16 protein-coding genes are annotated in these 24105 nt (G+C 61.7%); 9 read left to right on the plus strand and 7 right to left on the minus strand.

Features of this window, described 5'->3' with window-relative positions; genetic code table 11:
- Positions 1-11 precede the first annotated feature (11 nt).
- The 4 genes from AC1RRC_RS03805 to AC1RRC_RS03820 all read left to right on the plus strand — a co-directional run bounded on the left by AC1RRC_RS03805 (position 12) and on the right by AC1RRC_RS03820 (position 2983).
- Positions 12-698 (plus strand): DNA alkylation repair protein, encoded by a 687-nt coding sequence (locus AC1RRC_RS03805; RefSeq protein WP_493053919.1) that lies wholly within the window; start codon positions 12-14, stop codon positions 696-698.
- Positions 699-767: 69 nt separating this feature from the next.
- A complete protein-coding gene (locus AC1RRC_RS03810) occupies positions 768-1841 on the plus strand; it encodes an MORN repeat-containing protein (protein WP_493053920.1) in 1074 nt (357 codons plus the stop codon).
- A gap of 133 nt (positions 1842-1974) precedes the next feature.
- Complete coding sequence (locus AC1RRC_RS03815; protein WP_493053921.1) at positions 1975-2763, plus strand: class II aldolase/adducin family protein; 789 nt, start codon at positions 1975-1977, stop codon at positions 2761-2763.
- Positions 2735-2983 carry a 4-oxalocrotonate tautomerase gene (locus AC1RRC_RS03820; protein WP_493053922.1) on the plus strand — a complete coding sequence of 83 codons (249 nt, stop codon included), beginning with the start codon at positions 2735-2737 and terminating at the stop codon, positions 2981-2983. The genes AC1RRC_RS03815 and AC1RRC_RS03820 overlap by 29 nt, the downstream gene beginning before the upstream one ends.
- A 117-nt stretch (positions 2984-3100) precedes the next feature.
- On the opposite strand, the gene lplT is transcribed toward AC1RRC_RS03820, so the two are convergent.
- Together lplT and purL are read right to left on the minus strand one after the other, a co-directional pair.
- A complete protein-coding gene (lplT, locus tag AC1RRC_RS03825; protein WP_493053923.1) occupies positions 3101-4363 on the minus strand; it encodes a lysophospholipid transporter LplT in 1263 nt (420 codons plus the stop codon).
- 134 nt (positions 4364-4497) lie between these two features.
- Positions 4498-8538 carry a phosphoribosylformylglycinamidine synthase gene (gene purL, locus AC1RRC_RS03830; protein WP_493053924.1) on the minus strand — a complete coding sequence of 1347 codons (4041 nt, stop codon included), beginning with the start codon at positions 8536-8538 and terminating at the stop codon, positions 4498-4500.
- A 326-nt stretch (positions 8539-8864) separates the two neighbouring features.
- Between purL and AC1RRC_RS03835 the strand changes: the two genes are divergently transcribed.
- On the plus strand, positions 8865-10538 hold the full coding sequence (locus AC1RRC_RS03835) for a response regulator (protein ID WP_493053925.1): 1674 nt from the start codon (positions 8865-8867) through the stop codon (positions 10536-10538).
- The gene (locus tag AC1RRC_RS03840) at positions 10538-12175 is read left to right on the plus strand and encodes a response regulator (protein WP_493053926.1); all 1638 of its coding nucleotides are present in this window, start codon (positions 10538-10540) and stop codon (positions 12173-12175) included. The genes AC1RRC_RS03835 and AC1RRC_RS03840 overlap by 1 nt, the downstream gene beginning before the upstream one ends.
- A gap of 394 nt (positions 12176-12569) precedes the next feature.
- Here the strand turns inward: AC1RRC_RS03840 and AC1RRC_RS03845 are convergent, their stop codons facing one another.
- The 3 genes from AC1RRC_RS03845 to AC1RRC_RS03855 all read right to left on the minus strand — a co-directional run bounded on the left by AC1RRC_RS03845 (position 12570) and on the right by AC1RRC_RS03855 (position 17508).
- Positions 12570-13292, minus strand: a complete 723-nt coding sequence (locus AC1RRC_RS03845; protein ID WP_493053927.1) for a hypothetical protein — start codon at positions 13290-13292, stop codon at positions 12570-12572.
- A 15-nt stretch (positions 13293-13307) separates the two neighbouring features.
- Positions 13308-13691 (minus strand): hypothetical protein, encoded by a 384-nt coding sequence (locus AC1RRC_RS03850; protein ID WP_493053928.1) that lies wholly within the window; start codon positions 13689-13691, stop codon positions 13308-13310.
- 202 nt (positions 13692-13893) lie between these two features.
- Entirely contained in the window at positions 13894-17508 is a 3615-nt protein-coding gene (locus tag AC1RRC_RS03855) for a hydantoinase B/oxoprolinase family protein (protein WP_493053929.1), read from the minus strand.
- A 105-nt stretch (positions 17509-17613) separates the two neighbouring features.
- Between AC1RRC_RS03855 and AC1RRC_RS03860 the strand changes: the two genes are divergently transcribed.
- Complete coding sequence (locus tag AC1RRC_RS03860; protein ID WP_493053930.1) at positions 17614-19140, plus strand: NAD(P)H-hydrate dehydratase; 1527 nt, start codon at positions 17614-17616, stop codon at positions 19138-19140.
- Between the two features lie 16 nt (positions 19141-19156).
- Here AC1RRC_RS03860 and AC1RRC_RS03865 read toward each other — a convergent pair whose 3' ends face one another.
- Positions 19157-19855, minus strand: coding sequence for an ABC transporter ATP-binding protein (locus AC1RRC_RS03865; protein ID WP_493053949.1), 699 nt, complete (start codon positions 19853-19855; stop codon positions 19157-19159).
- Positions 19856-19862: 7 nt separating this feature from the next.
- Between AC1RRC_RS03865 and AC1RRC_RS03870 the strand changes: the two genes are divergently transcribed.
- Together AC1RRC_RS03870 and mnmH are read left to right on the plus strand one after the other, a co-directional pair.
- Complete coding sequence (locus tag AC1RRC_RS03870) at positions 19863-20510, plus strand: arylesterase (protein WP_493053931.1); 648 nt, start codon at positions 19863-19865, stop codon at positions 20508-20510.
- Positions 20511-20518: 8 nt separating this feature from the next.
- Positions 20519-21574: a tRNA 2-selenouridine(34) synthase MnmH gene (mnmH, locus tag AC1RRC_RS03875; RefSeq protein ID WP_493053932.1), complete on the plus strand. Its 1056-nt coding sequence runs from the start codon at positions 20519-20521 to the stop codon at positions 21572-21574.
- A 348-nt stretch (positions 21575-21922) separates the two neighbouring features.
- Here the strand turns inward: mnmH and AC1RRC_RS03880 are convergent, their stop codons facing one another.
- Complete coding sequence (locus AC1RRC_RS03880) at positions 21923-23860, minus strand: SurA N-terminal domain-containing protein (protein WP_493053933.1); 1938 nt, start codon at positions 23858-23860, stop codon at positions 21923-21925.
- Positions 23861-24105: the final 245 nt, after the last annotated feature.

Genomic DNA, 24105 nt, shown 5'->3' on the forward strand with positions numbered 1-24105 from the left:
CATTAATCGGCATGATCGCGCCATTATCTGGCATAATTATCAACATGGACCTCCAATTCATCGGCGATATCCGCGCCACCCTGCTGCCGCTGGCCGACCCGGAGCGGGCGCCGGCCATGCGCGCCTACATGCGTGACCGTTTTGATTTCCTCGGCATTGCCACGCCGGTGCGGCGGGCCGCGGTCAAGCCAGTATTGAAACGTCTGCCGCCCGGAGAATTACTGGTTCCCACGGCGCGGGCATTATGGGCATTGCCGGAGCGTGAATTTCATTATGCGGCGCTTGATATGCTGGCGCTGCACTGGAAACAATTACAGCCGGCCGACATTCCCGATTTAATCGCATTAGCGCGGATCAACGCATGGTGGGACAGTGTCGATGCCATGGCTGGGATTATTGGCGATGTATTGCGTCATCAGCATGACCATATGGATGACGCCATGATGAACAGCGATTTCTGGGTCCGCCGCATCGCCCTGCTGCACCAATTAGGCTGGCGCAATAAAACCGATGCGGACCGGCTATTTGCTTATTGCCTGTCGCTGGCGCACGAAAAAGAATTCTTTATCCAAAAGGCCATCGGCTGGGCCTTGCGCGATTACGCGCGGCATGCGCCCGATGCGGTCCGTGCGTTTACAGCCCGGCACAAAAGCCGGCTGGCCCCGCTCAGTTATCGGGAAGCGAATAAGCATTTGTGAGAATTCGATAGTTTTGGCGCCGGCGCGCCCCCCTATAATGCGGCTCTTTTCCCTTGATACTGTATTGCCATGCGCCGTCCCGCTTTTTCTTCATGCACCGCAGCACTGATCACGTCCTTGTTCAGTGGCATCGCCAGCGCTGAAACCCCATCGCCAGCCGATCAATATATCGGCAAACCGGATTGCCGCGTCGTCAATCCCCGCCCTGTTGCTGATGAATACATTACCTGGAGCGGCGCATGTAAAGAAGGATTTGCCGACGGTAATGGCATCCTGCTCTGGTATGTCAATGGCAAGGAAGATTCCCGCTACGAAGGCGGCATGCAACGCGGGCGGAAACATGGCCCCAGCGCGCAACAGGATGCCGACGGGACGATTACCTGGGGTAATTACGCGGAAGGCAAACGCCACGGCAAAACCCATATCGAGCGTGAAAATGCCTTTACCCTGGACGCCACTTTCGAACGCGGAAAAATTACCGGAACCGTTACCGCAAAATATATCTCGGGAAATAAATACGTGGGCGGCTGGGGGCCGCATGGCCCGGAAGGCGACGGCACGATGGACTATGCCACCGGCGGCAGTTTTACCGGCTATTGGAAAGATGGGCAATGGTACAGTGACGGCATGCTGACCTACCCCAACGGTATGCGGCGCGAACCGCAATCGGCGATTGCCGTGACCGAAGGCAAGCCGAAGGAAGCGCGCAGCGAACATAAGCTGGCGCGCGACATGAATTCCCTGTACCGCATGCAGCCGCTGGTGTACGGCGCCAGCGTGCCGTTCAACAAGGGTTACAAGGATTTATCGGAAGCCGACCAGCGTACCGTGCGCAGCTGGTTCCCGGTCTTGCGCGACGACGATGTTCCCCCGTATCCGGTCAAGGGCAGCGCCGACATCTTCAAGGCGATCGCCGCCGCCCATGGAAAATATGGCGACAACGGCGCGTTATGGATGGATGTGCTGATCGATGAACAGGGCGTGCCGAAAGACGTCATGGTGCGTCGCTCGCCCGGCAAGGAAGTCAGCGAGTTTGCCGCCAGCGTTTTACTGGTCAGCAAATACACGCCGGCGCAATGCGGCGGCAAACCCTGCGCCATGCGCTTCCCGATCCGGCTGGATTTGCGTCCCGCGCAGTTTTAATCGGGAGCCGGCATGAAGCGTGCGTCAATATTTTTCGGTGGGTGCGTAAGGTGGAAAACTGATATGCCGGAAGACATAAGCTTCATTCCCATCCTGATATAACCACCATGGCGCCGGCTGCTACTCTGGCGTCATGGACAGACTCTCGACCCCAGGCCAGGCAGCCCATGCCGCCATTCAACTCCCCGCCATCACCACGCCCGCCGAATGGCAAACCCGCGTGGACCTTGCCGCGTGCTATCAGTTGTGCGCACTGTATGGCTGGGATGACGGCATTTACACCCACATTTCCGCCGCCGTGCCCGGCGAACCGGGCCACTACCTGATCAATCCGTTCGGCATGCGCTTCAATGAAGTCAAGGCGTCGAACCTGGTCAAGGTGGACAGCGATGGCAACGTTGTCGGCGCTGCGCAATACACCGTCAACCAGTCCGGCTTCCGCCTGCACGCCGCCGTGCACAAGGCGCGCCCCGACGTGGCCTGCGTGATGCACCTGCATAACCTATCCGGCATTGCCGTCGGCATGCAGGAAACCGGCTTGCAGCCACTGTCACCTTATGCGCTGCGGTTTTATGGCGAACTGGCCTACCACGATTACGAAGGCATCGCCATGACGGACGATGAACAGCTGCGCCTGACGCAAAACCTGGGTTCGCGCCACGCGATGTTGCTGCGCAACCATGGCAGCCTGACGGCCGGCCGCACCATCGCCGAAGCGTTCGTCCTGATGGAAACCCTGGACCGCGCCTGCGATGTGCAATTGCGTGCGCAAGCGGCCGTGGTGCCGTTGCGCCAGCCTTCGGAAGCCGTGTGCCTGACGGCGCACTTGCAACTGCTCGGCGACGGTTCGCCGGAAGGCGCGCTGGAGTGGCCATCGCTGCTGCGCCGCCTCGATGCCGCCAGCCCCCAATACCGTACCTGATCGACAAGTCACGTATCAACACCAGGAGAAACCCATGCCAACCATCAACGTCCAACTGTTCGAAGGCCGCACGCCGGAACAAAAACGCGAATTCGTCAAAGCCGTGACGGAAGCCACCGTGAAAACCCTGGGTTCCTCGCCGGAATCCGTCGACATCCTGCTCCACGAAGTCAAGCGCGAACACTGGGCCACCGGCGGCAAGCTGTGGTCTGACCAATAAGTGTCACTCACCGGGGTCAGACCCGGTTTATGACAAAAGCGGACATCTCCCCGTCGGAAATGTCCGCTTTTGTCATATTTGGGGTCTGACCCCAGGGTGTGACATCGGTCAGGCGAATCAGTGACCACCTTCCCCGATCAGCGCCACCGAATCAAACTGGCGCTGGTTCGAGGCGTGCCGCAGGGTGATCAACACCATGATGCCCGCCACGAACAGGCCGAACAGCACGATGATCACATCGAGGTCCAGGTTCAGGCTCAGCATCAGCGCATACGTTCCCAGCATGGCGAGGATGGAAATGTTTTCATTGAAGTTTTGCACGGCAATGGAACTGCCCGCGCTCATCAGCACATGGCCCCGGTGCTGCAGCAGCGCATTCATCGGCACCACGAAGAAGCCGGATAGCGCGCCGATCAGGATCAGCAGCGGATAGGCCAGCGACACGCTGTGTACCCACGGCATCACCATCACGATCAAGCCCATGGCTATACCAAACGGCAACACTTTCAGTGCATCTTTCAAGCGGATCAGGCGGGCGGACAGTATCGCGCCCGCCGCAATGCCGATCGCGACAATGCCAACCAGCCGCGTAGCGCGGTCATAAGGCATGTTCAGCGTCTTTTCCGCCCATTTCAACACAATGAATTGCAGGGTCGCGCCCGCGCCCCAGAACAGCGTCGTGACCGCCAGCGACACCTGCCCCAGCTTGTCGCGCCACAGGATGCGCACGCACTCGCTGAAATCGCCCAACATCCGCACCGGATTGAACACTTGCCGGCTATAACGCGCGCCGGTATCGGGAATGAACATATTGAACAGCGCGGCAACGATGTACATGGCCGCCGTCACACACAGCGCCGCTTCCGGCGCAGTGTCGATACTGGTCTGCAGCATCGGGAAATCCAGGCCCAACAGCAAATCCGCCGTATGCTGGCTCACCAGCCAGCCGCCCATCACCGTGCCGAAGATGATCGACATCACCGTTAAACCTTCGATCCAGCCATTGGCCGGCACCAGCTTTTCCGCCGGCAGCAATTCAGTGAGGATGCCGTATTTGGCCGGCGAATAGACCGCCGCGCCGAAACCGACGACGGCATAGGCCAGCACCGGGTAGATCCCGTAAAACAGCATGGCGCAGCCGGAAATCTTGATCAGGTTCGCGATGAACATCACGCGCCCCTTCGGTATGGCATCGGAAAACGCGCCGACATAGGCCGCCAGCACGATATAAAACAGCACAAACGATTGCTTCAGCATCGGCGACACATAGGCCGGACTGTTCATCCGCGTCAGGATGTCGATGGCGATGAACAGCAGCGCGGTGTCGGCCAGCGACGAAAAGAATTGCGCCGACATGATGGTATAAAAGCCACGATTCATTGGTTTTTCGCAAAGCCGGAGAGGCGTGCTTTATACCATGAAGCAATGTATTCCACCATGATGAGAAGCTTAAAACCAAACCGGGCAGATGGTTTCCCACCTGCCCGGCCTGTTTTAACACCTGTTACCGGAACTTAGCCGATGAACTTGCGCGCGTTACGGAACATGCGCATCCACGGCGAATCCTCGCCCCAGCCATCCGGGTGCCACGAGTTTTGCACGGTGCGGAACACGCGCTCCGCGTGCGGCATCATCACCGTGAAGCGGCCGTCGGCGGTGGTGACCGACGTCAGGCCCTGCGGCGAACCATTCGGGTTGAATGGGTAGACTTCGGTGGCGGCGCCACGGTTGTCGACAAAGCGCAGCGCGGCGATGGCGTCGCCAATATTGCCGGTCTGCGAAAAGTCCGCATAGCCTTCACCGTGCGCGATCGCGATCGGGGTTTGCGTGCCGGCCATGCCCTGGAAGAAGATCGACGGCGAATCCAGCACTTCCACCATCGAGAAGCGCGCTTCGAATTTTTCCGATTTATTCGTCGTGAACTTCGGCCACGCATGCGCGCCCGGGATGATGGATTTCAGGTTGCTCATCATCTGGCAACCGTTGCACACGCCCAGGCCGAAGGTATCCTTGCGGGCAAAGAACGCGGCAAACTGGTCCGACATCGCCGGATTGAACAGGATCGACTTGGCCCAGCCTTCGCCGGCGCCCAGCACGTCGCCGTACGAGAAGCCGCCAACGGCGATCACACCCTGGAAGTCCGCCAGGGTAACACGGCCGGCGATCAAATCGCTCATGTGCACGTCGATCGCGGCAAAGCCGGCCTGGTGCATGACCCACGCGGTTTCAATGTGGGAATTGACGCCCTGCTCGCGCAAGATCGCCACGCGCGGACGCGCGCCGGTCGCGAGGAATGGCGCCGCGACATTGTCTTGCAGGTCGAACGTGACCTTCGGCGTCATGCCGGGATCCTGTTCGTCCAGCAGGCGCTCGAATTCCGCATCGGCCGTGGCCGGGTTTTCCCGCATGCGGGAAATGCGCCACGACGTTTCACTCCACAAGCGGTGCAGCGCGGCACGCGGCTGGGCGTAAATGATTTTCGCGTCACGGGTGAATTCCACCACACCACGGTCGTTCAGCTTGCCGATGATATGGCTGCAGGCGCCCAGGTTGAAGGTGCGCAGCACGTCCATGACTTCCGATTTCTCGGTGGCGCGGACCTGGATCACGGCGCCCAGTTCTTCATTGAACAGCGCGCGCAGGGTCTGGTCATTGCGGCGTTCGCCGACTTGCGCGGTCCAGTTTTTCGCATCGCCGTGGTCGGCGCCATGGCCCTCTTCCAGGGTCAGGATGTCCAGGTTGACCGACACGCCGGCACGGCCGGCAAAGGCCATTTCCACCAGGGTGGTGTACAGGCCGCCGTCGGAACGGTCGTGGTACGCCAGCAGCTTGCCCTCTTTATTCAGTTGCTGCACCGCGCCGAAGAAGCCTTTCAAATCTTCCGCGCTGTCCACGTCCGGGCTGACGTTGCCCAGCTGGCCCATGACTTGCGCCAGGCTCGACGCGCCCATGCGGTTTTTGCCGCGGCCCAGGTCGATCAGGATCAGCGAGGTGTCGCCCAGGTCGGTGCGCAGTTGCGGCGTCAGTGTTTTACGCACGTCGTACACTTGCGCAAAACCGGACACGATCAGCGACACCGGCGAGGTCACGGCTTTGGCTTCGCCCTCGTCGTTCCAGGTGGTGCGCATCGACAGCGAATCCTTGCCGACCGGGATCGAGATGCCCAGGTCCGGGCACAGTTCCATGCCGATGGCTTTCACGGTATCAAACAGCGCGGCGTCCTGGCCAGGTTGGCCGCACGCGGCCATCCAGTTGGCGGATAGCTTGATGTTGGAAATATCGTCGATCGGCGCGGCGGCCAGGTTGGTGATGGTTTCACCCACCGCCATGCGGCCTGATGCGGGCGCGTCGATGACCGCCAGCGGGGTGCGTTCGCCCATCGCCATCGCTTCGCCCACATAGCCTTCATAGCTCAGGGTGGTCACGGCGCAGTCCGCCACGGGCACTTGCCATGGACCGACCATCTGGTCGCGCACCGACATGCCGCCCACGGAACGGTCGCCAATAGTGATCAGGAACGATTTGTCGGCCACGGTCGGCAACAGCAGCACGCGCCTGGCGGCTTCTTCCAGCGCCACGCCCGTCAAATCCAGCGCCGGGTAATCGTTTTGCACGTGGTGCACGTCGCGCAGCATTTTTGGCGGTTTGCCCAGCAACACGTCCATCGGCATGTCGACCGGCGAATTGCCCAGTTCATTGTCCACCAATTTCAACTGGCGCTCTTCGGTCGCCACGCCCACCACCGCGAACGGGCAGCGCTCGCGTTCGCACAGGGCCTGGAACAGCGGCAGACTCTCTGGCGCGATCGCCAGCACATAGCGCTCCTGCGATTCGTTGGACCAGATTTCTTTTGGCGACATGCCGGATTCTTCCAGCGGCACCTGGCGCAAATCAAAGATCGCGCCGCGCTTGGCGTCGTTGGTGATTTCCGGGAAGGCGTTGGACAGGCCGCCGGCGCCGACGTCGTGGATCGAAATGATCGGGTTGCCGTCTTCCAGCTGCCAGCAACCGTTGATGACTTCCTGGGCGCGGCGTTCCATTTCCGGGTTGCCGCGCTGCACGGAGTCAAAGTCCAGGTCCGCCGTGTTGGTGCCGGTCGCCATCGACGACGCGGCCGCGCCGGCCATGCCGATGCGCATGCCGGGGCCACCCAGCTGCACCAGCAGCGAGCCGACCGGGATGTCATTTTTGTGGGTGTGCTTGGACGAGATGTTGCCGATACCGCCGGCAATCATGATCGGCTTGTGATAGCCAAACACGGTGTCGTGGGCGCCGGCGTATTGCTTGCCGACGTTTTGTTCGTAGGTACGGAAGTAGCCGCCCAGGACCGGACGGCCGAACTCGTTCGAGAACGCGGCGCCGCCCAGCGGACCGTCAATCATGATTTGCAGTGGCGAGGCAATGCGGTCCGGCTTGCCGTACACCTGCGCGCCAGCGCGGCCATCGACCGGCGCGGTCACGGCTTGCGCATTTTCCCAAGGCTGCACGGCTTCCGGCAACATCAGGTTCGACACCGTGAAACCGGCCAGGCCGGCTTTCGGCTTGGCACCACGGCCGGTCGCGCCTTCGTCGCGGATTTCACCGCCGGCGCCGGTCGAAGCGCCAGGGAATGGCGAAATCGCGGTCGGGTGGTTGTGGGTTTCCACTTTCATCAGCGTGTGGATCAGCTCGGACGAGGCGCCGTATTCGTGGCCTTCACCGCGCGGGAAGAAACGGGTGACTTCCGACCCTTCCATGATCGACGAGTTGTCGCTGTACGCCACGATGGTGCCTTTCGGCTGCTTTTCGTGGGTGTTCTTGATCATCTTGAACAGCGACTTGTCTTGCGCGACGCCGTCGATGGTCCAGTCGGCGTTGAAGATCTTGTGGCGGCAGTGTTCGCTGTTGGCTTGCGCGAACATCATCAATTCCACGTCGGTCGGATTGCGCGCGGCTTTGGTGAACGCGTCCAGCAGGTAGTCGATTTCATCGTCCGACAGCGCCAGGCCCAGGTCCGTGTTGGCTTTTTCCAGCGCCATGCGGCCCGCGCCGATCACGTCGATCGATTCCAGCGGACGCGCTTCCAGTGCGCCGAACAAGCCGGCCGCTTCGTCGGCGTGGCGCAGCACGGATTCGGTCATGCGGTCATGCAGCAAGGCGCCCACCAGTTGCGCCTGTTCCGCCGACATCTTGCCGGCGCCGATGCCGGTGCCGAGGAAACCCGCCTTCAGGTGGACACGGTAGGCCACGCCGCGCTCGACACGGTGGATGTGCGCCATGCCGCAGTTGTGCACGATATCGGTGGCTTTCGACGCCCATGGCGAAATGGTGCCAAAGCGTGGAATCACGACGAATTCTTCGACCGGGCTGTCATGGTGTTCGGCATGGGCCGGTTCGCCATAAGTCAGCAAGCCTTGCAGGCGCTGGTGGTCGTCATCGGACACCGACACGGCGTCAATGAAGTGCAGGTAGCGCGCCTGCACGCCGACGACGGCTGGCAAGACGGCTTGCAGTTGGTTGAGGAGGCGTTGGCTGCGGAAGGCGGACAGGGCGTTGGAACCCGGCAAAATCAGCATGGTGGGGAGCTTGGTTAGGCGACTTGTGGCCGCGGATATTAAAGAGAAAACGAGAAGTCTGTGGTGCTTAAAATCCGTTGCCCGGCATTATACCTTTTTCACACTCTCCCGGACAGGTCCGGCCTGTGACGCGCGGTACGGGAAATTGCTTGCCTGACACACCACAGTGCCCTCAAAGCAACATTTTTTACCGCCCTCACCCTAAAGTCGCGCCCAGCTGTGCCGAAAAACCAGCAAGCACGCCTTTTTTACCTATCCTTAGAGTATGCTGGAGCAAAGTTTCCTGATGCCCGCTTGTACCTCCGCCAGGCCTATGAGAGCAAACTATGCCAGACTATAGCAACCTGTCCGTCTTGATCATCGACCCCAACCAGGGCATGCGCGCCAGTCTCCACAACATGCTGAGCATGTTGTACATCACCAAGGTGGACGACGCCGTCAGCGCCGGGACGGCAATACGCCAACTCAGCAAGAAATCCTATGATGTGATCCTGTGCGAGTACGACCTCGGCAGCGGGTCCGGCGATTCAGGCCAGGATGGCCAGCAATTGCTGGAAGACTTGCGCAACAATAAAGTCATCGCCCAGTGGACCATCTTCATCATGCTGACCTCGGAAGGGGTCTATGGACGCGTGATCGGCGCCGCCGAATTGCTGCCCACCGATTACATCCTGAAACCGTTTACGGTGGAGACACTGTCGCAGCGCTTTGGCCGGGCCATCGAGCGGCGCGCCATTTTCCTGCCGGTGTACCAGCAAATCGGCCAGGGCAAGGTCAAGGAAGCGATCGCCGCCTGTCTCGCCGCCGAGATCGCGCAACCGCGCTATGCCGCCGACTTTGCCCGGTTGCGCGCGGAATTGCTGCAATCGACCGGCCAGATCGCCGCCGCCGAACTGGCCTACGCGTCGGTCTTGCAAACCAAGCAGATCGGCTGGGCCCAACTGGGACAGGCGCGCTGCATGTATTTATTGAAACGCCACTCGGAAGCGCAAACCGCACTGGAAACCCTGATCGCCGGCAATCCGAAATTCATGGCGGCCTATGATTTGCTGGCGAAAGTGCACCGCGCGCAAGGCAACGACGAAGGCGCCAAGCATGTGCTGCAAGACGCCATCGCGATTTCCCCCAACATGGTGGGGCGCCTACGCAACCTCGGTGAAGTGGCGCTGGCCACCGGTGACGTGGAAGGCGCGGAAAAGGCCTACAAGCAGGTGGTGGCCAAAGCCAAGTATTCGGAATTCCGCGACCCGGAAGATCATTTGAACCTGGTGCGCGCGCTGGTCACCAAGGGCGACGCCAACGGCGCGGCCAGCGTGGTGCGCGACCTGGAGCGGTCGCTCCGTGCCAGCCCGAACGTCGATGTCTGCCGCGCTTTTTCCGCCGCGCTGGTGCAGGAAGTAAATGGCAATGCGGAAGGCGCAGTGGCGGAACTGTCCACGGCGCTGGCGGCATTGGGCGAAGCGCGCGTCTCGAATACCCTGAAACTGGGGCTGGCGCAGTCGCTAATGTCGAACCAGATGGACGACCAGGCGAATACCCTTTTTTCAGCCCTGACGGCGGACGCCGGCAGTGGCATCACCGATGCGCAAGTCGTTGCGCTGTGCGAAAAAGCCGGACGCACCGACATGGCCGAACGCTTTGGCAAGAATGTCGATTCCGAAGTCGACGCGATGGTGCGCAAGGCGGCGGAAAAATCCCGCTCCGGCGATTTGCGCGGCGCGGTGGCCGTCATGCAGGAGGCGCTGCGCCGCCGCCCCGACAATACCGGCCTGTGGGCGGTGGCCTCCACCGCCATGCTGCGCCAGATTACCGACATGGGCTGGGACGGGCCGCTGGCGGCCCAGGCTGCCGGGCTGCTCAAACGCATCCGTGAAGATAATCCCGGCCACCCCTTGCTGGCCGGCTTGATTGCCCAATACCAGGCGGCCCGCCAGAAGTACAATGTCGCTCCTCCGGCTACGGCTGCACCGCCGCAGCCAGCCCCCGTTGAAAGTCGCTGATGCAGGATTACGCAGAATTAAACGTTTTATTGATCGACCCCAGCCAGGCCATGCGCACCAATTTGCGCGGCATGCTGAATCAGGCAGGTATTGTCCGCATTGAAGACGCGCTGTCGGCCGGCACCGCCATCCGCCAGATCAGCAAGAAACAGTACGATATTATTTTGTGCGAGTATGACTTGTCCGGCGGCGTCGGCGACGGCGGACAGGATGGCCAGCAATTGCTGGAAGACTTGCGCCTGCACGATATCCTGTCGCGCTGGTCGATTTTTTTCATGCTGACGTCCGAAGGGGCAAACAGCAAGGTGGTCAGCGCGGCCGAACTGGCGCCCAACGATTACATCCTGAAGCCCTTCACCCTGGAAATCCTGTTGCAGCGCATTTCCCGCGCGATCGGCCGCCGCGCGGCATTCGCGCCGGTCTATCAATTGCTGGACCAGGGCATGGTGCGCGAAGCGATCACCGCCAGCCGCGCCGCCGAAGGCAGCCATCCGCGCCTGGCCACGGAGTTTTCCCGCTTGCGCGCCGAGTTGCATTACGGCCTGGGCGAACTGGGCGAAGCCGAACTGATTTACCACACCATCCTGGCCGGTCGCTCGATCGGCTGGGCCCACCTGGGCCTGGCGCGCTGCCAGTTCGGCACCTTGCGCTACGATGAAGCGGTACTGACCCTCGATAAGCTGATCGGGCAAAATCCGAAATTCATGGCGGCCTACGATTTACTCGCGCGCACCCACGAAGCGCTGGGCCAGGCGGCGCAAGCCAAGCGGGTGCTGGAAGAAGCCGTCGCGATCTCGCCGCACATGGTGCACCGCCTGCGGCACCTCGGTACCGTGGCCCTTGACGCGGGCGACCCCACGGCGTCGGAAAAAGCCTTCAAGCAAGTGGTGGCGAAAGCCAAGTACTCGGAATTCCGCGACCCGGAAGACCACGTCAACCTGGTCAAAGCCCTCATAAAAAAGGGCGACCCGAACCAGGCCGGCGGCGTGATCCGCGACCTGGAACGCTCACTACGCGGCAACGACAACCTGGAGGCATGCCGCGCGATTTCCTCGGCGCTGCTGATGGAAAGCATGGGCAACGGCAATGCCGCGATTTCCGAATTGAATGCCGCGGTGGCGGCAGTCTATGGCGCGCGCGGCCTGTCGCGCCGCATACGGCTGGGACTGGTGGATTCGTGCCTGCAATACAAGCTGGACAAGGATGCCGCCGGCGTCGTGATCGGCATGATGAACGACGATGACGACGCGCTGTCGCTGGAAGACGCGGTGGGCGTGTTTGAAAAAGCCGGCCGCCACGACCTGGCGCGCGGCGTCGGCGAAACCGTCAACCTGCAGGTCGGCGAATTGCTCGACAGCGCCGCCAACCAGATGGAGCAAGGCGACCACAAATCCGCCGTCTCCACCCTCAGCCTGGCGCTGCGCAAGGCGCCCAACAACTTGCCGGTGCTGTACGCCACCATCGGCGCCATGGTGCGCCAGCTCGACGAACTGGGCTGGGAAGCCGGCACCGGCGAACAGGCCGGCGTGCTGTTGCAGCGCCTGGCCCGGATCGATGGGGACAATGCGGAATTCGACCGGCTGGTGCAGCAGTATTCGGGCACACAGCGCAAGTATGGGATTTCGACAACAGCGTAAGATGGTTACTTGTTGACAGGGCCGCCTCCTTTTCGTCTCCCGAAGAACAACGCGGCCACCGCCAATATCAGTGGCGAGACAACAAATAAGACCAAAAACCAGGCCGGTGGCCAGGAACGCATGGCTGTGTCCCCGCCCAGCATGGGCAGCGGACCAAAGGAAAAGAGGTGTAATGTCGCAACTGCCAAACTTCCCAAAAGATAACGTTTGCTTAGCCACGGCGTTAGCGCACTGCATCCAATCAGTGCCACGACTGCGACAATCCAGCCAACCCCTGGCATTCCAATACTAAGCAGGATGGCGACAACCGATAAAACAACGCAAAAAACGCCAATCCAATTAAGAGATCGGCGTTTGGCGTGAGATTTTGGAATTTCACGCATAGCGCGGCAAATTACCGCAATTGCGCTGCCAGCGATATTGCGCTGACATGGGCAGCAGCTTTCGACTGCGTGCCTGGGGCAAGATCGGGGCTAAATGTCAACATATGAAATTTACCGCCGTCGACCCAAACAATTTCTTCAATTGATTGGCCATTGTCGCCGGCAATCACTTTTGAAATTGCCGATTGGCCGTTAACGCGCGTGTTAACCATTTCTTTTGCCATATAGAATTTACCACCCGTTGCCGAGAGATCATATTCAGTCAGGCGTACCACGCCGCCTTCGACTTGCATGAACCGTTCCACACCGGTCCAAGCTTTGCCGACTTTGGTACCGACCGGTGCTGCAACGATCAGCTTGCTATTGTTGAGAACAGCGGCCTTGAAACCCAAGTTCAAACTCGACAGGTCTTTATATACTTCGGGCAAAAGCGGCGCATCGGCTTGTTGTTTCTGGCCAGTGTGCAATCGGGTGGCAAGTGCGCTCTTGGCTGCATTCAAGTGCAAAGAAAATCCCTTCACCTTTTCCGGTGCATTTTCAACTTTACTAAAACCGTCCGATGCTTTGGATCCAACGCCTTTCTGCAATTTTTCCAACTCGCCTGCCGGTGGCGTCAGCGGCATTTTGTCCGAGCTGACGAGTTCGACGGCCGCATTCCCGGCATTAACTTGAGCAGGGCTTGAAAATGCGCTTGACGTCGCGCACGCAATAAGAAAAGCAACATATTTCTTCATGGCATGTCCTTTATATTACCAGTATGGGAAAAAATAACCCAGATTACAGTTATTCGTTTGCGTACGTCCCATGTACAGGGTGCCATAGCCACTTATCCACATATAATGGTCGCCGACAACATAAGCACCGCCTGAGAACCCTTCACCCCAATGCAGCGCCGCAGAACGGTAGGTTTGTTCCCATCCTGTTGAAATGGTAGGCTCCCATGCGCCATTTCTAAAATGATAGCCATATGTCCAGAGCCAATAGGAATTTCCCGGCCAATCCCAGGAGATACTTTCGTTATTGGCGCAATTTGCCCGGCTAAAAAAGGTGATGCCTGCCTGTGATGGTGCGCATGCAAGCGCCGAACTGCCAATTAACGCGCACAGCACGGCCTTCTTAAACTTCACTTTCATAAGTTTCCTTGAAGAAGATGAGATCGGTAGTACGAATAGAACAATATCAATATAACATGTTTACATATTTTCAACATGATGTTTTTGATAATATTTTAGCCGTGGTCCGCCGGGCGCCGGACGTGCAGCAGCATGCATGGTGCCCCCACCCTGGAGCGTGCCCTACAGTGGAAGCATTCCCCCGAGTGCTGCCGACATCGCCTTAGTTTGAGGCGTCACTGCCTCCATAACCGCCGCCGCCCGGCGTCTCCACCACAAACACATCATCCACGTTCATTTCAGTCTTGCCGATATGCCCCAGGTGCTCAACCGACCCGTCGGCCCGCAGCACATAGTTGCGCCCCTTGCCGCCATCGCCGCCGCCAGCCATGCCGAACGGCGCATAGAGCCGGTTGTTCGACAAAATCGCCGCCGTCATCGGCTCCAGGAAGCGCATTTTACGGATGCCGCCGTTGCCGCCCTTCCACCGCCCGGCGCCGCCGGAACCGTCGCGGATGGCGTAGCTGTCGAGCCGCACCGGGAAGCGGAATTCCAGCACTTCCGGATCGGTCAGGCGTGAATTGGTCATGTTGGTCTGCACCACCGACGTGCCATTGAAACCGTCCCCGGCGCCGGAACCGCCGCTGATGGTTTCGTAATACTGGTAGCGCGCATTGCCGAACGTGAAATTGTTCATGGTGCCCTGCGACGCGGCCAGCACACCCAGCGCGCCGTACAGCGCATTGGTGATGCAGGTCGAGGTTTCCACGTTGCCCGACACCACCGATGCGGGATAGTGCGGGTTCAGCATCGAGCCGGGCGGGATGATGACGTTCAGCGGTTTCAGGCAACCCGCGTTGAGGGGAATATCGTCATCGACCAGGGTGCGGAACACATACAGCACGGCCGCCATGCACACGGCGGACGGGGCATTGAAATTGTTGTCGAGCTGGGACGAAGTCCCCGTAAAATCGATGTCCGCGCTGCGGGCTTCGCGGTCCACCCGCACCGCCACCTGGATCTGCGCGCCATTGTCCAGCGACAGCGTAAAACCGCCGTCATGCAGCGCGCTGATCACGCGGCGCACGGCTTCCTCGGCGTTATCCTGCACATGGCGCATGTAGGCCTGCACCACGTCAAGGCCGAAGTGGGCCACCATCTTGCGCAATTCATCGACGCCCTTCTGGTTGGCGGCGATTTGAGCGCGGAAATCCGCCATGTTCTGGTCGGGATTACGGGCCGGCCATTTGGCGCCGGCCAGCAGGGCCCGCGCCTCGGCGTCGCGCAGACGGCCGCCCTCCTTGCCATCGACCAGCTTGAAATTATTGATCAGCACACCCTCGTCGTCGATGCTGCGCGAATCGGGCGGCATCGAGCCCGGCGTGGTGCCGCCGATGTCCGCATGGTGGCCGCGCGATCCGACATAGAACAGGATCGTTTGCTCCGCCTCGTCGAACACCGGCGTAATCACCGTCACGTCCGGCAAGTGGGTGCCACCGTTATACGGGTCGTTCAACATGAAGACGTCGCCCGGCGCCATCTTGCCGGCATTTTCCCTCATCACCGTCTTGATGCTCTCGCCCATGGAACCCAGGTGCACCGGCATATGCGGCGCATTGGCGATCAGGTTGCCGTCCGCATCGAAGATGGCGCAGGAAAAGTCCAGGCGCTCCTTGATGTTGACCGAATAGGCCGTGGCTTGCAGCCGCAGGCCCATTTGCTCGGCGATCGACATGAACAGATTATTAAATACTTCCAGCATCACGGGATCGGCCGTGGTGCCAATCGCGCGCCGTTCCGGCAGCGGCAGCACGCGGCGCAGCACCAGGTGGTCTTGCGGCGTGACCTGCGCCTGCCAGCCAGGCTCCACCACCGTGGTCGCATTGGCTTCCGCAATGATGGCCGGGCCGTTGACGATATCGCCAATGCGCGTATCGCCGCGGCGGAACAACGGCGCATCATGCCACTGCCCTGCCCCGTACATGCGCACCATGCTGTGCGGGCGCAAGCCGCCATCGCGCGGCAATTGTTCCGGCGCCTGAGGCGGCGGCGCGTCGGATGCGCCCACCGCCTCCACCGACACCGCTTCGACGATCAGCGCCTTATGCGGCATCAGGAACGAGAAACGCTTGCGGTAAGCCGCTTCGAACTGCGCCTGCATGCCGTCCCGGCTATCGAACAGCACGATCAGCGCGGAATCCGTGCCCTCATAGCGCAGGTGCACCCGCTCGATCAGGGTGATGCGCTCATCGGCCACGCCCTGGCGCAGCAATTCGGCGCGGGCTTCCCGGCCCAGCGCATCGAGGCGCTCGCGCAGTGGCGCCTCGACACCCGCTTCCATGCGGATTTCCAGCGCCTGTTCCCGCATCGCGGCCTGGTCGGCCAGGCCCATGCCATAGGCCGACAGCACGCCGGCCAGTGAGTGGATGAACACGGATTTCATGCCCAGCGCATCGGCCACCAGGCACGCGTGCTGGCCGCCGGCGCCGCCAAAGCTGGTCAACGTGTACTCGGTGACATCGTGGCCGCGCTGCACGGAAATTTGCTTGATCGCGTTGGCCATGTTACCGACCGCGATTTCAATGAAGCCGGCCGCCACCTCGTCGGCGCCGATCGGTTTGCCGGTCGCGGCGCGGATCCGGGCCGCCATGTCGGTGAAGCGCTGTTTGACGGTGTCGCGGTCCAGCATCTGCCTGCCATCGGCGCCAAACAAGCGCGGAAAATGCTCCGGCTGGATTTTGCCCAGCATGACGTTGCAGTCCGTGACCGCCAGCGGGCCGCCACGGCGGTAACTGGCCGGACCCGGGTTGGCGCCCGCGCTGTCGGGGCCAACACGGAAGCGGCTGCCGTCGAAATGCAGGATGGAACCGCCCCCGGCCGCCACCGTGTGAATACTCATCATCGGTGCGCGCATCCGGACGCCGGCCACCTGGGTTTCAAACACGCGTTCGAATTCGCCGGAATAATGCGACACATCGGTCGACGTGCCTCCCATGTCGAAGCCGATGATTTTTTCGAAGCCGGCCAGGCGGCTGGCGCGCACCATGCCGACAATCCCGCCGGCCGGGCCGCTCAAGATCGAATCCTTGCCCTGGAATGCACGGGCATCGGTCAGGCCGCCGTTCGATTGCATGAACTGCAGGTTCACGCCCGGCAGTTCACTGGCCACCTGGTCGACATAGCGGCGCAGGATCGGCGACAGGTAGGCGTCAACCACCGTGGTGTCGCCGCGCGCCACCAGTTTCATCATCGGGCTGACCTGGTGCGACACGGAGATTTGCGTAAAACCGATATCGTGCGCCATGTCCGCCACGCGTAGCTCGTGCGCACTGTGGCGGTAGCCATGCATGAAGACGACGGCCAGCGACCGCAGGCCGCTGTCATAGGCGGCCTGCAGGCCGGCGCGGGCCGCGCCCTCGTCGAGCGGCGTGACCACGTCGCCGTGCGCGCCGATGCGCTCATCGATTTCCACCACGCGGGAATACAGCAATTCCGGCAACACGATATGGCGTTCAAACAGGCGCGGACGGTTTTGGTAGGCGATGCGCAGCGCATCGCGGAAGCCGCGCGTGATGGCCAGTGCGGTCGGTTCGCCCTTGCGCTCGAGCAGCGCGTTGGTGGCAACCGTGGTGCCCATTTTTACCGCCTCAACCTGGGCCGCCGGCACTGGCTGCCCGGTGGCAACACCCAGCAAATGGCGTATCCCGGCAATCGCCGCGTCACGGTACTGTTCAGGATTCTCGGACAGCAGCTTATGGGTACGCAGTGTGCCGTCCGGCATGCGCGCCACGATATCAGTGAATGTGCCGCCACGGTCGATCCAGAATTGCCAGTCCATGTGTCCCCCAGGGAATGTAGAAGGGCTTATTGTAGTGCGCCAACATGGCGATCCGCCACGTTAATTTGGCGTTAAAATGAAACACTCTCATCATGGAAACCGTACATGAATCCACTGTATTCTGTCGCTGAAATCCGGGATATCGAACACGCCGCGGCGCAGCGTTTGCCGGCCGGCGCCCTGATGCAGCGCGCCGGCCAGGCGGCGGCCAACGCGGCGCTGGACATGCTGCCGTTTTCCACCAGCCGCGCCAAAGTCCTGGTGCTGGCGGGGCCCGGCAACAATGGCGGCGATGCGCTGGAAGTGGCGGCGCACCTGGCCTTTGCCGGTGCGCAAGTGTGGGTGCAGCATTTCGGATGCGAAGAGCCCGGCGGCCACTGCAGCCTGGAACGGGAAGCGGCCTTGCAGCGCGCCCGCGCCAGCAAGGCCAAGTTCGAGCGCCTGGCGCCGGCAATGCTGGCGGAACAGGACTGGAACCTGGTGATCGACGGCCTGTTCGGCATCGGTTTGACACGGGCCATCGAAGGCGAAATGCGCGCGCTGGTGGAAGCTGTCAATGCCTTGCCGTGCAACCGGTTTGCGCTGGATATCCCGAGCGGGCTCGATGCCGATACCGGCGCCATTGTTGGGGGCCATGCGGAGCCCGGCGGGGTGGCGGTGCAGGCGACGCACACCATCACTTTTATCGCCGACAAGGCCGGCCTGTACACCTGTTCCGGGCGGGATTACTCGGGCGACGTGCAGGTGGCGCGGCTTGATATCGATGCGGCGCTGTACCCGTCCACGCGCTGCCACCTGAACGATGTGAAATTCTTTGCGCGCCATTTGCGCAAGCGGCGCCACGATACGCACAAGGGCAGCTTCGGCAATGTCGCGGTGTTGGGCGGCGCGCCGGGCATGGGCGGGGCGGTGACGCTGGCCGCGCGGGCCGCGCTGATGTCCGGCGCGGGGCGCGTCTTTGCGTGCCACGTCGACACACCGCCAGCGTATGACAGCGCGCAGCCGGAATTGATGCTGCGCCGCGCGCAGGATTTCGCGCTGGACGGCGCCGTCATTGTGGCGGGCCCGGGCCTGGGCAACAGCGGCGACAGCCTGGCCGCGCTGGCGCGGGCCGTCAACAGCACTGCCCCGCTGCTGCTTGACGCCGATGCCCTCAACTTACTGGCGCAGGATGCCGCGCTGCAGGCGACGGTCGCGGAACGCGCGGCGCCCACTGTCCTCACGCCGCATCCACTGGAAGCGGCGCGCCTGCTGGCCATCTCCGCTGGCGAAGTCCAATCCAACCGGCCCGGCGTGGCGCGCGACCTGGCGGTGCGGCTGCGCGCGGTGGTCGTCTTGAAGGGTTCGGGCACAGTGCTGGCCAGGCCCGATGGCCACACCGTCATTAACACCACCGGCAACCCGGCGCTCGCGACCGCCGGCACCGGCGACGTACTGGCCGGCCTGTGCGGCAGCTTGCTGGCGCAGGGCTGGCCGGCGTGGGAAGCGGCGCTGTCCGCCGTGTGGCTGCACGGCATGGCGGCCGATGTGCTGGTCACCGAGGGACTGGGGCCGATCGGTGTGACCGCCAGTGAACTGGTGCCGGCCATCCGCACCGCGTTGAACCGGATGGTGCAGATGCACGGGCGCTGAGCGCTTGCCTGGTCGCTTACATCAACCGTCCGGCGGCGATCGTCATGGCCCGCCCGCAGCGCGCCGCCACGGCCGGATCGTGCGTCACCAGCACCAAGGTCGATCCCTTCTCCCGGTTCAACTCAAACATCAAGCCGATCACCGCATCCCCGGTCGCCGCATCGAGGCTGCCGGTGGGCTCATCGGCAAACAGCAGGGGCGGCTCGCCAACAAAGGCGCGCGCCAGCGCCACCCGCTGCTGTTCACCGCCGGACAGGAATTTCGGATAGTGGCGCAGGCGCGATGACAGCCCCACCCGCGCCAACATGGCCTGGGCTTTGCTCTTCGCGGCCGGGTCTCCCGCCAGCTCCAGTGGCAGCATGACGTTTTCCAGCGCGGTCAGGTGCGCCAGCAACTGGAAATTCTGGAACACGAACCCCAGCTTGGCTTTGCGCAGCGCGGCGCGGCCGTCTTCGTCCAGGGCATAGATATCGCTGCCGTGCAGCATGACGGTGCCGCTGGTCGGAGTGTCCAGCCCCGCCAGCAAGCCTAGCAAGGTGGATTTGCCACTGCCGGACGCCCCGACAATCGCGACCGTTTCACCGTGTTGCACTGTAAAATCCACGCTGTGCAATATAGTCAGTTCCCCGCTGGCATCGGCCACGGTTTTACCGAGACCGGCCACGGCAATGGCCAAGCGGGGACTGGAATCATCATCATTGATCGGAATGGACATATCAGGCATGTTGGAATGTATTCGTCGTTTGTGCCACACGCTGTGGCTGCCGCTGGTTGCGGCACTGTGCCTGGGCATGGCCCCGAGCGCTTATTCTGCACCAAAAAAAGTCCTGGTGGTGGGCGATAGCCTGTCGGCGGAATATGGCCTGGCCGCCGGCACTGGCTGGGTGGCGCTGCTGGGCGATAAACTCAAACAACACAAGCTCGAGGCCAATATCGTCAACGCCAGCGTCAGTGGCGAGACCACCAGCGGCGGCCGCACACGGTTGCCCGCCCTGCTCAAGAAGCACAATCCGGACATCGTCATCATCGAACTGGGCGCCAATGACGGCTTGCGCGGCTTGCCGGTCGCGGCCGCCGAATCGAACTTGCGCGCCATGGTCGAGCAATCGCATGGCGCCGGGGCCAAGGTGCTGCTGGTCGGCATGCGCATGCCGCCCAATTATGGCCGCGATTATGCGGACAAGTTTTTTGCCATGTTCGGATCGCTGAGCCGCGATGTGAAGGCGCCGCTGGCGCCGTTCATGCTCGATGGCGTGGCCGACAAGATCGAACTGTTCCAGCCGGACCGGCTGCACCCGGTCGCCAAGGCGCATCCCATCATCCTGGGCAATATCTGGCCGCACTTGCAGCCACTGCTGAAATCAAAATAAGTATCCTGATGAAATATCCCGAGTTATTGAAGTTCGACGACATCGTCGGCCGCCTGGACGAATTCGACACCCTCATCGATGCGCGCAGCCCGTCCGAATACGCATTGGACCACTTGCCTGGCGCAATCAATTGCCCGGTACTCGACGATGCGGAGCGGATCCTGGTCGGCACCACGTACAAGCAGGTGGGCGCGTTCGAAGCCAAGAAAATCGGCGCGGCCATCGTGGCGCGCAATGTCAGCAAACACCTGGAAGCGCTGTGGCAGGACAAGCCGCGTGAATGGCGCCCGCTGGTGTATTGCTGGCGCGGCGGCAACCGCAGTGGCGCCATGGCGCACATCCTGGCGAAGATCGGCTGGCCGGTGGTGCAGCTGAACGGCGGCTACAAGGAGTACCGGCATTATGTGGCGGCGGCGCTGGAACAACCGCCGGCGTTCGATTTCCGCGTGATCTGCGGCACCACCGGCAGCGGCAAAAGCCGCCTGCTGGAGACCTTGCACACGGTCGGCGCGCAAGTGCTGGACCTGGAACAGTTGGCGGCGCACCGGGGCTCGGTGCTGGGCCGCATTCCCAGCCATCCGCAACCGTCACAAAAAATGTTTGAAAGCGCGGTCTGGGACCGCCTGCGCCGCTTCGATCCGAGCCGCCCGGTGTTCGTGGAATCGGAGAGCAAGAAAGTCGGCGAATTGCGGGTGCCGGCGGCACTGATCGAGCGCATGCGCACCTCGCCCTGCATCGCGCTGCAACTGCCGCGTTCGCACCGCGTGCAATTGCTGATGCAAGACTATGCCCATTTCACGCAAGATGCGCAGGCGCTGAATGAACAGCTCGGCTATCTGACCGCCCTGCACGGCAAGGACAAGATCGCGGCCTGGCAGGCGCTGGCGAACGAGGGCCGCATGCCCGAACTGGTCGACGCATTGCTGACCGAACACTACGACCCGGCCTACCAGCGCTCGATCCACCGCAATTTCCCGCAATTGGCGCAAGGCCAGCTACTGGACCTGCCCGGCATCACTCCGCAAGACTTCCACACCGCCGCCCTGTCCCTCCACACCACCTGACCATCCCCGCCCTCGCCCCCAAGCAACCCGTGGGGTCAGGCGTGCATTGATGCGTTTCTCCCGTGGGGTCAGGCGTGCATTCGTGCATTCGCCATACCTTCAGCCAGAGGGAAAACCACGGCGCCGGGCGGCCTGAGCAGCAAACACGTGTATCGGCACATGCCCCGCCGGTTACCCGCGCAATGCCCCGCTTTTTCCCGCCACCCAAGCCGTGCGGGAAAATCCGAATGCACGATCGCACGCCTGACCCCACAGGTTTTGTGCATGAATGCACGCCTGACCCCATGGTGTAAACAAAAAAACCGCTGAGCGGAGTCAGCGGTTTTGGGGGGTTATGCCAGCGTTTGCTTAGTTGGCGGCGTCAGTCTTCGCGGGGGTCGTTACGCTGCCCAGCATTTTGACTTTGGCCTTTTGCTTCAGGGCGTCCACGTACATGTACAGTTCCTGCTGCGACAGCATGTTACCGATTTGCTGTTGCTCTTCCAGGCGCTGCGCGGGATCCTGCTGGGCCGGCTGCTGTACTTTGCCAATGCGGTACACGCCATAACCCATGCCCGGGATTTCCACGCCAACGTACGCCGGCAGTTTGCTGACGTCGGCTTTCATGATTTCCGCGGCGGCCGCGCCATTGACACCGGCGGGATTGGCACGCGATACCAGCTTGGCCGGCGAGAAGCCCTCGGCCGAACCACTGGCCTTGGCGGCGGCCAGCTTGGCTTCGCCTTCCTTCTTGGCCAGCTTGACAGCTTCTTCCACCTGCACGCGCTGGCGGATGATCGGCTCAACTTCGGCCAGCGGGCGCTTGGCGGCGGCTTTGTATTCAACGATACGGCCCGACACCAGGGTGCTTGGCGCGACTTCCACCGCTTCCGTGTTGCGCTTGTTTTTCAGCACTTCATCGGTGAACAGCGCGGTCAGGAATTTCGCGTTGTTATACGGCGCCTGTGCCGCCGCCGGCGACGGGGTGCGGCTCACGTTCTCGGCGGTTTTGACTTCCAGCTTCAGCTTGTCCACCACCGGCTTCAGGCTGTCCGCCTGTTCATACACGGTGTTGGTAAAGGCTTCCGCCATTTCCGAGTACTTCTTGCCAGCCTTCTGGTTTTTCAAGTCGGCGGCGATTTCTTCCTTCACTTCCGCCAGCGGCTTCACGGCTTCGGCCTTCAGCGACGTGATGGTCACGATGTGGAAGCCGAATTCGGTTTCCACCGGGCCGACGATGTCACCCTGCTTGGCCGCGAAGGCGGCGTCGCCCAGCGATTTCGGCAACGAGGCGCGGTCCAGCGCATCCATGTCGCCGCCCTGTGGCGCCGACACCGGATCTTCCGACTTGGCCTTGGCGATCTTGGCGAAATCGGCCGGCGCTTTCTTGACTTCCGCGGCAATGGCTTCGGCCTTGGCTTTCGCGGCGGCCTTGTCGGCGCCGCTGGCGCCCGCCTTCAGCGCCACCATGATCTGGCTGGCGCGGCGCACTTCCGGCGCGGTGAAGCGCTTGGTGTTGGCGTTGTAATACGCCGCCACTTCTTCATCGGACACCGACACTTGCGACGACACGGCGGCCGAGTTGAACACCACGTATTCGATCTTGGCGTGTTCCGGCGTTTCAAACAGCTTGGCGTTCTTGTCGTAGAACGCTTTCACCATCTCATCTGTGACCTTGACCTTGTCGAGGAACTGCTGCACCGGCAGCGCCAGTTCCTGCACTTCGCGCTCCTGGGCGCCGAAGTCCGACACTTGCTTGGCCACGGCGCGCGGCACAAAGCCCGACAGCGCCACCGAACCGCCGACCTGTTGCGACGTTTCGCTCTTGAGCACCAGTTGCTGGTAGCCTTCCGGCGTCAAGCCTTGCGACTGCGCCAGGATGCGGCGATAGACATCAACATCGATCGAACCATCGGCCTTGAAGATGCCAGGCACGTCCTTGATGGCTTCCAGGATCAGCTTTTGCAGCTTGGCCTGCGACACCGTCAGGTGGTTGCGCGACGCTTCCGAGGTGATGACTTTTTCAGTGATCAGGTCATCCAACACGCGCTGGCGGAACTCCGGCGTATCGAAGATTTTCTGGTCGAATTGCTGCCCCAGGCGCTGGCGGTAATTATCCAGCTGCTTGCGCTGGGCCTGCTCCCATTCCTGGCGCGTCAGCGCGAGCCCGTCGACCTTGGCCAGGGTGTTGGCGCTGTCGCCAGCGCTGTCGTAACCACTGACTCCGACGAAGACAAACGACGGCACGATCAGGATCGCCAGGAGGATCTGCATCAGTTTTTGATGCGTGCGTATAAATTCAAACATGGTCCGCCAATGATGTTGAGTGAAATGGCAAAGGCGGACCCTGGGTCCGCCCGCGCACGCGATTCTACCGTGTGCGTGCGAGGTCGGGCAAGCCAAAACGGCAACAATGTCAAAAAAGCCAAATGACAAAAACCCCCGCAACTTTTCAGCTGCGGGGGTTTCGTGTTCTTGGCGGAGTGGACGGGGCTCGAACCCGCGACCCCCGGCGTGACAGGCCGGTATTCTAACCAACTGAACTACCACTC

The sequence above is a fragment of the Pseudoduganella sp. GW821-FHT12E03 genome (assembly GCF_058807115.1).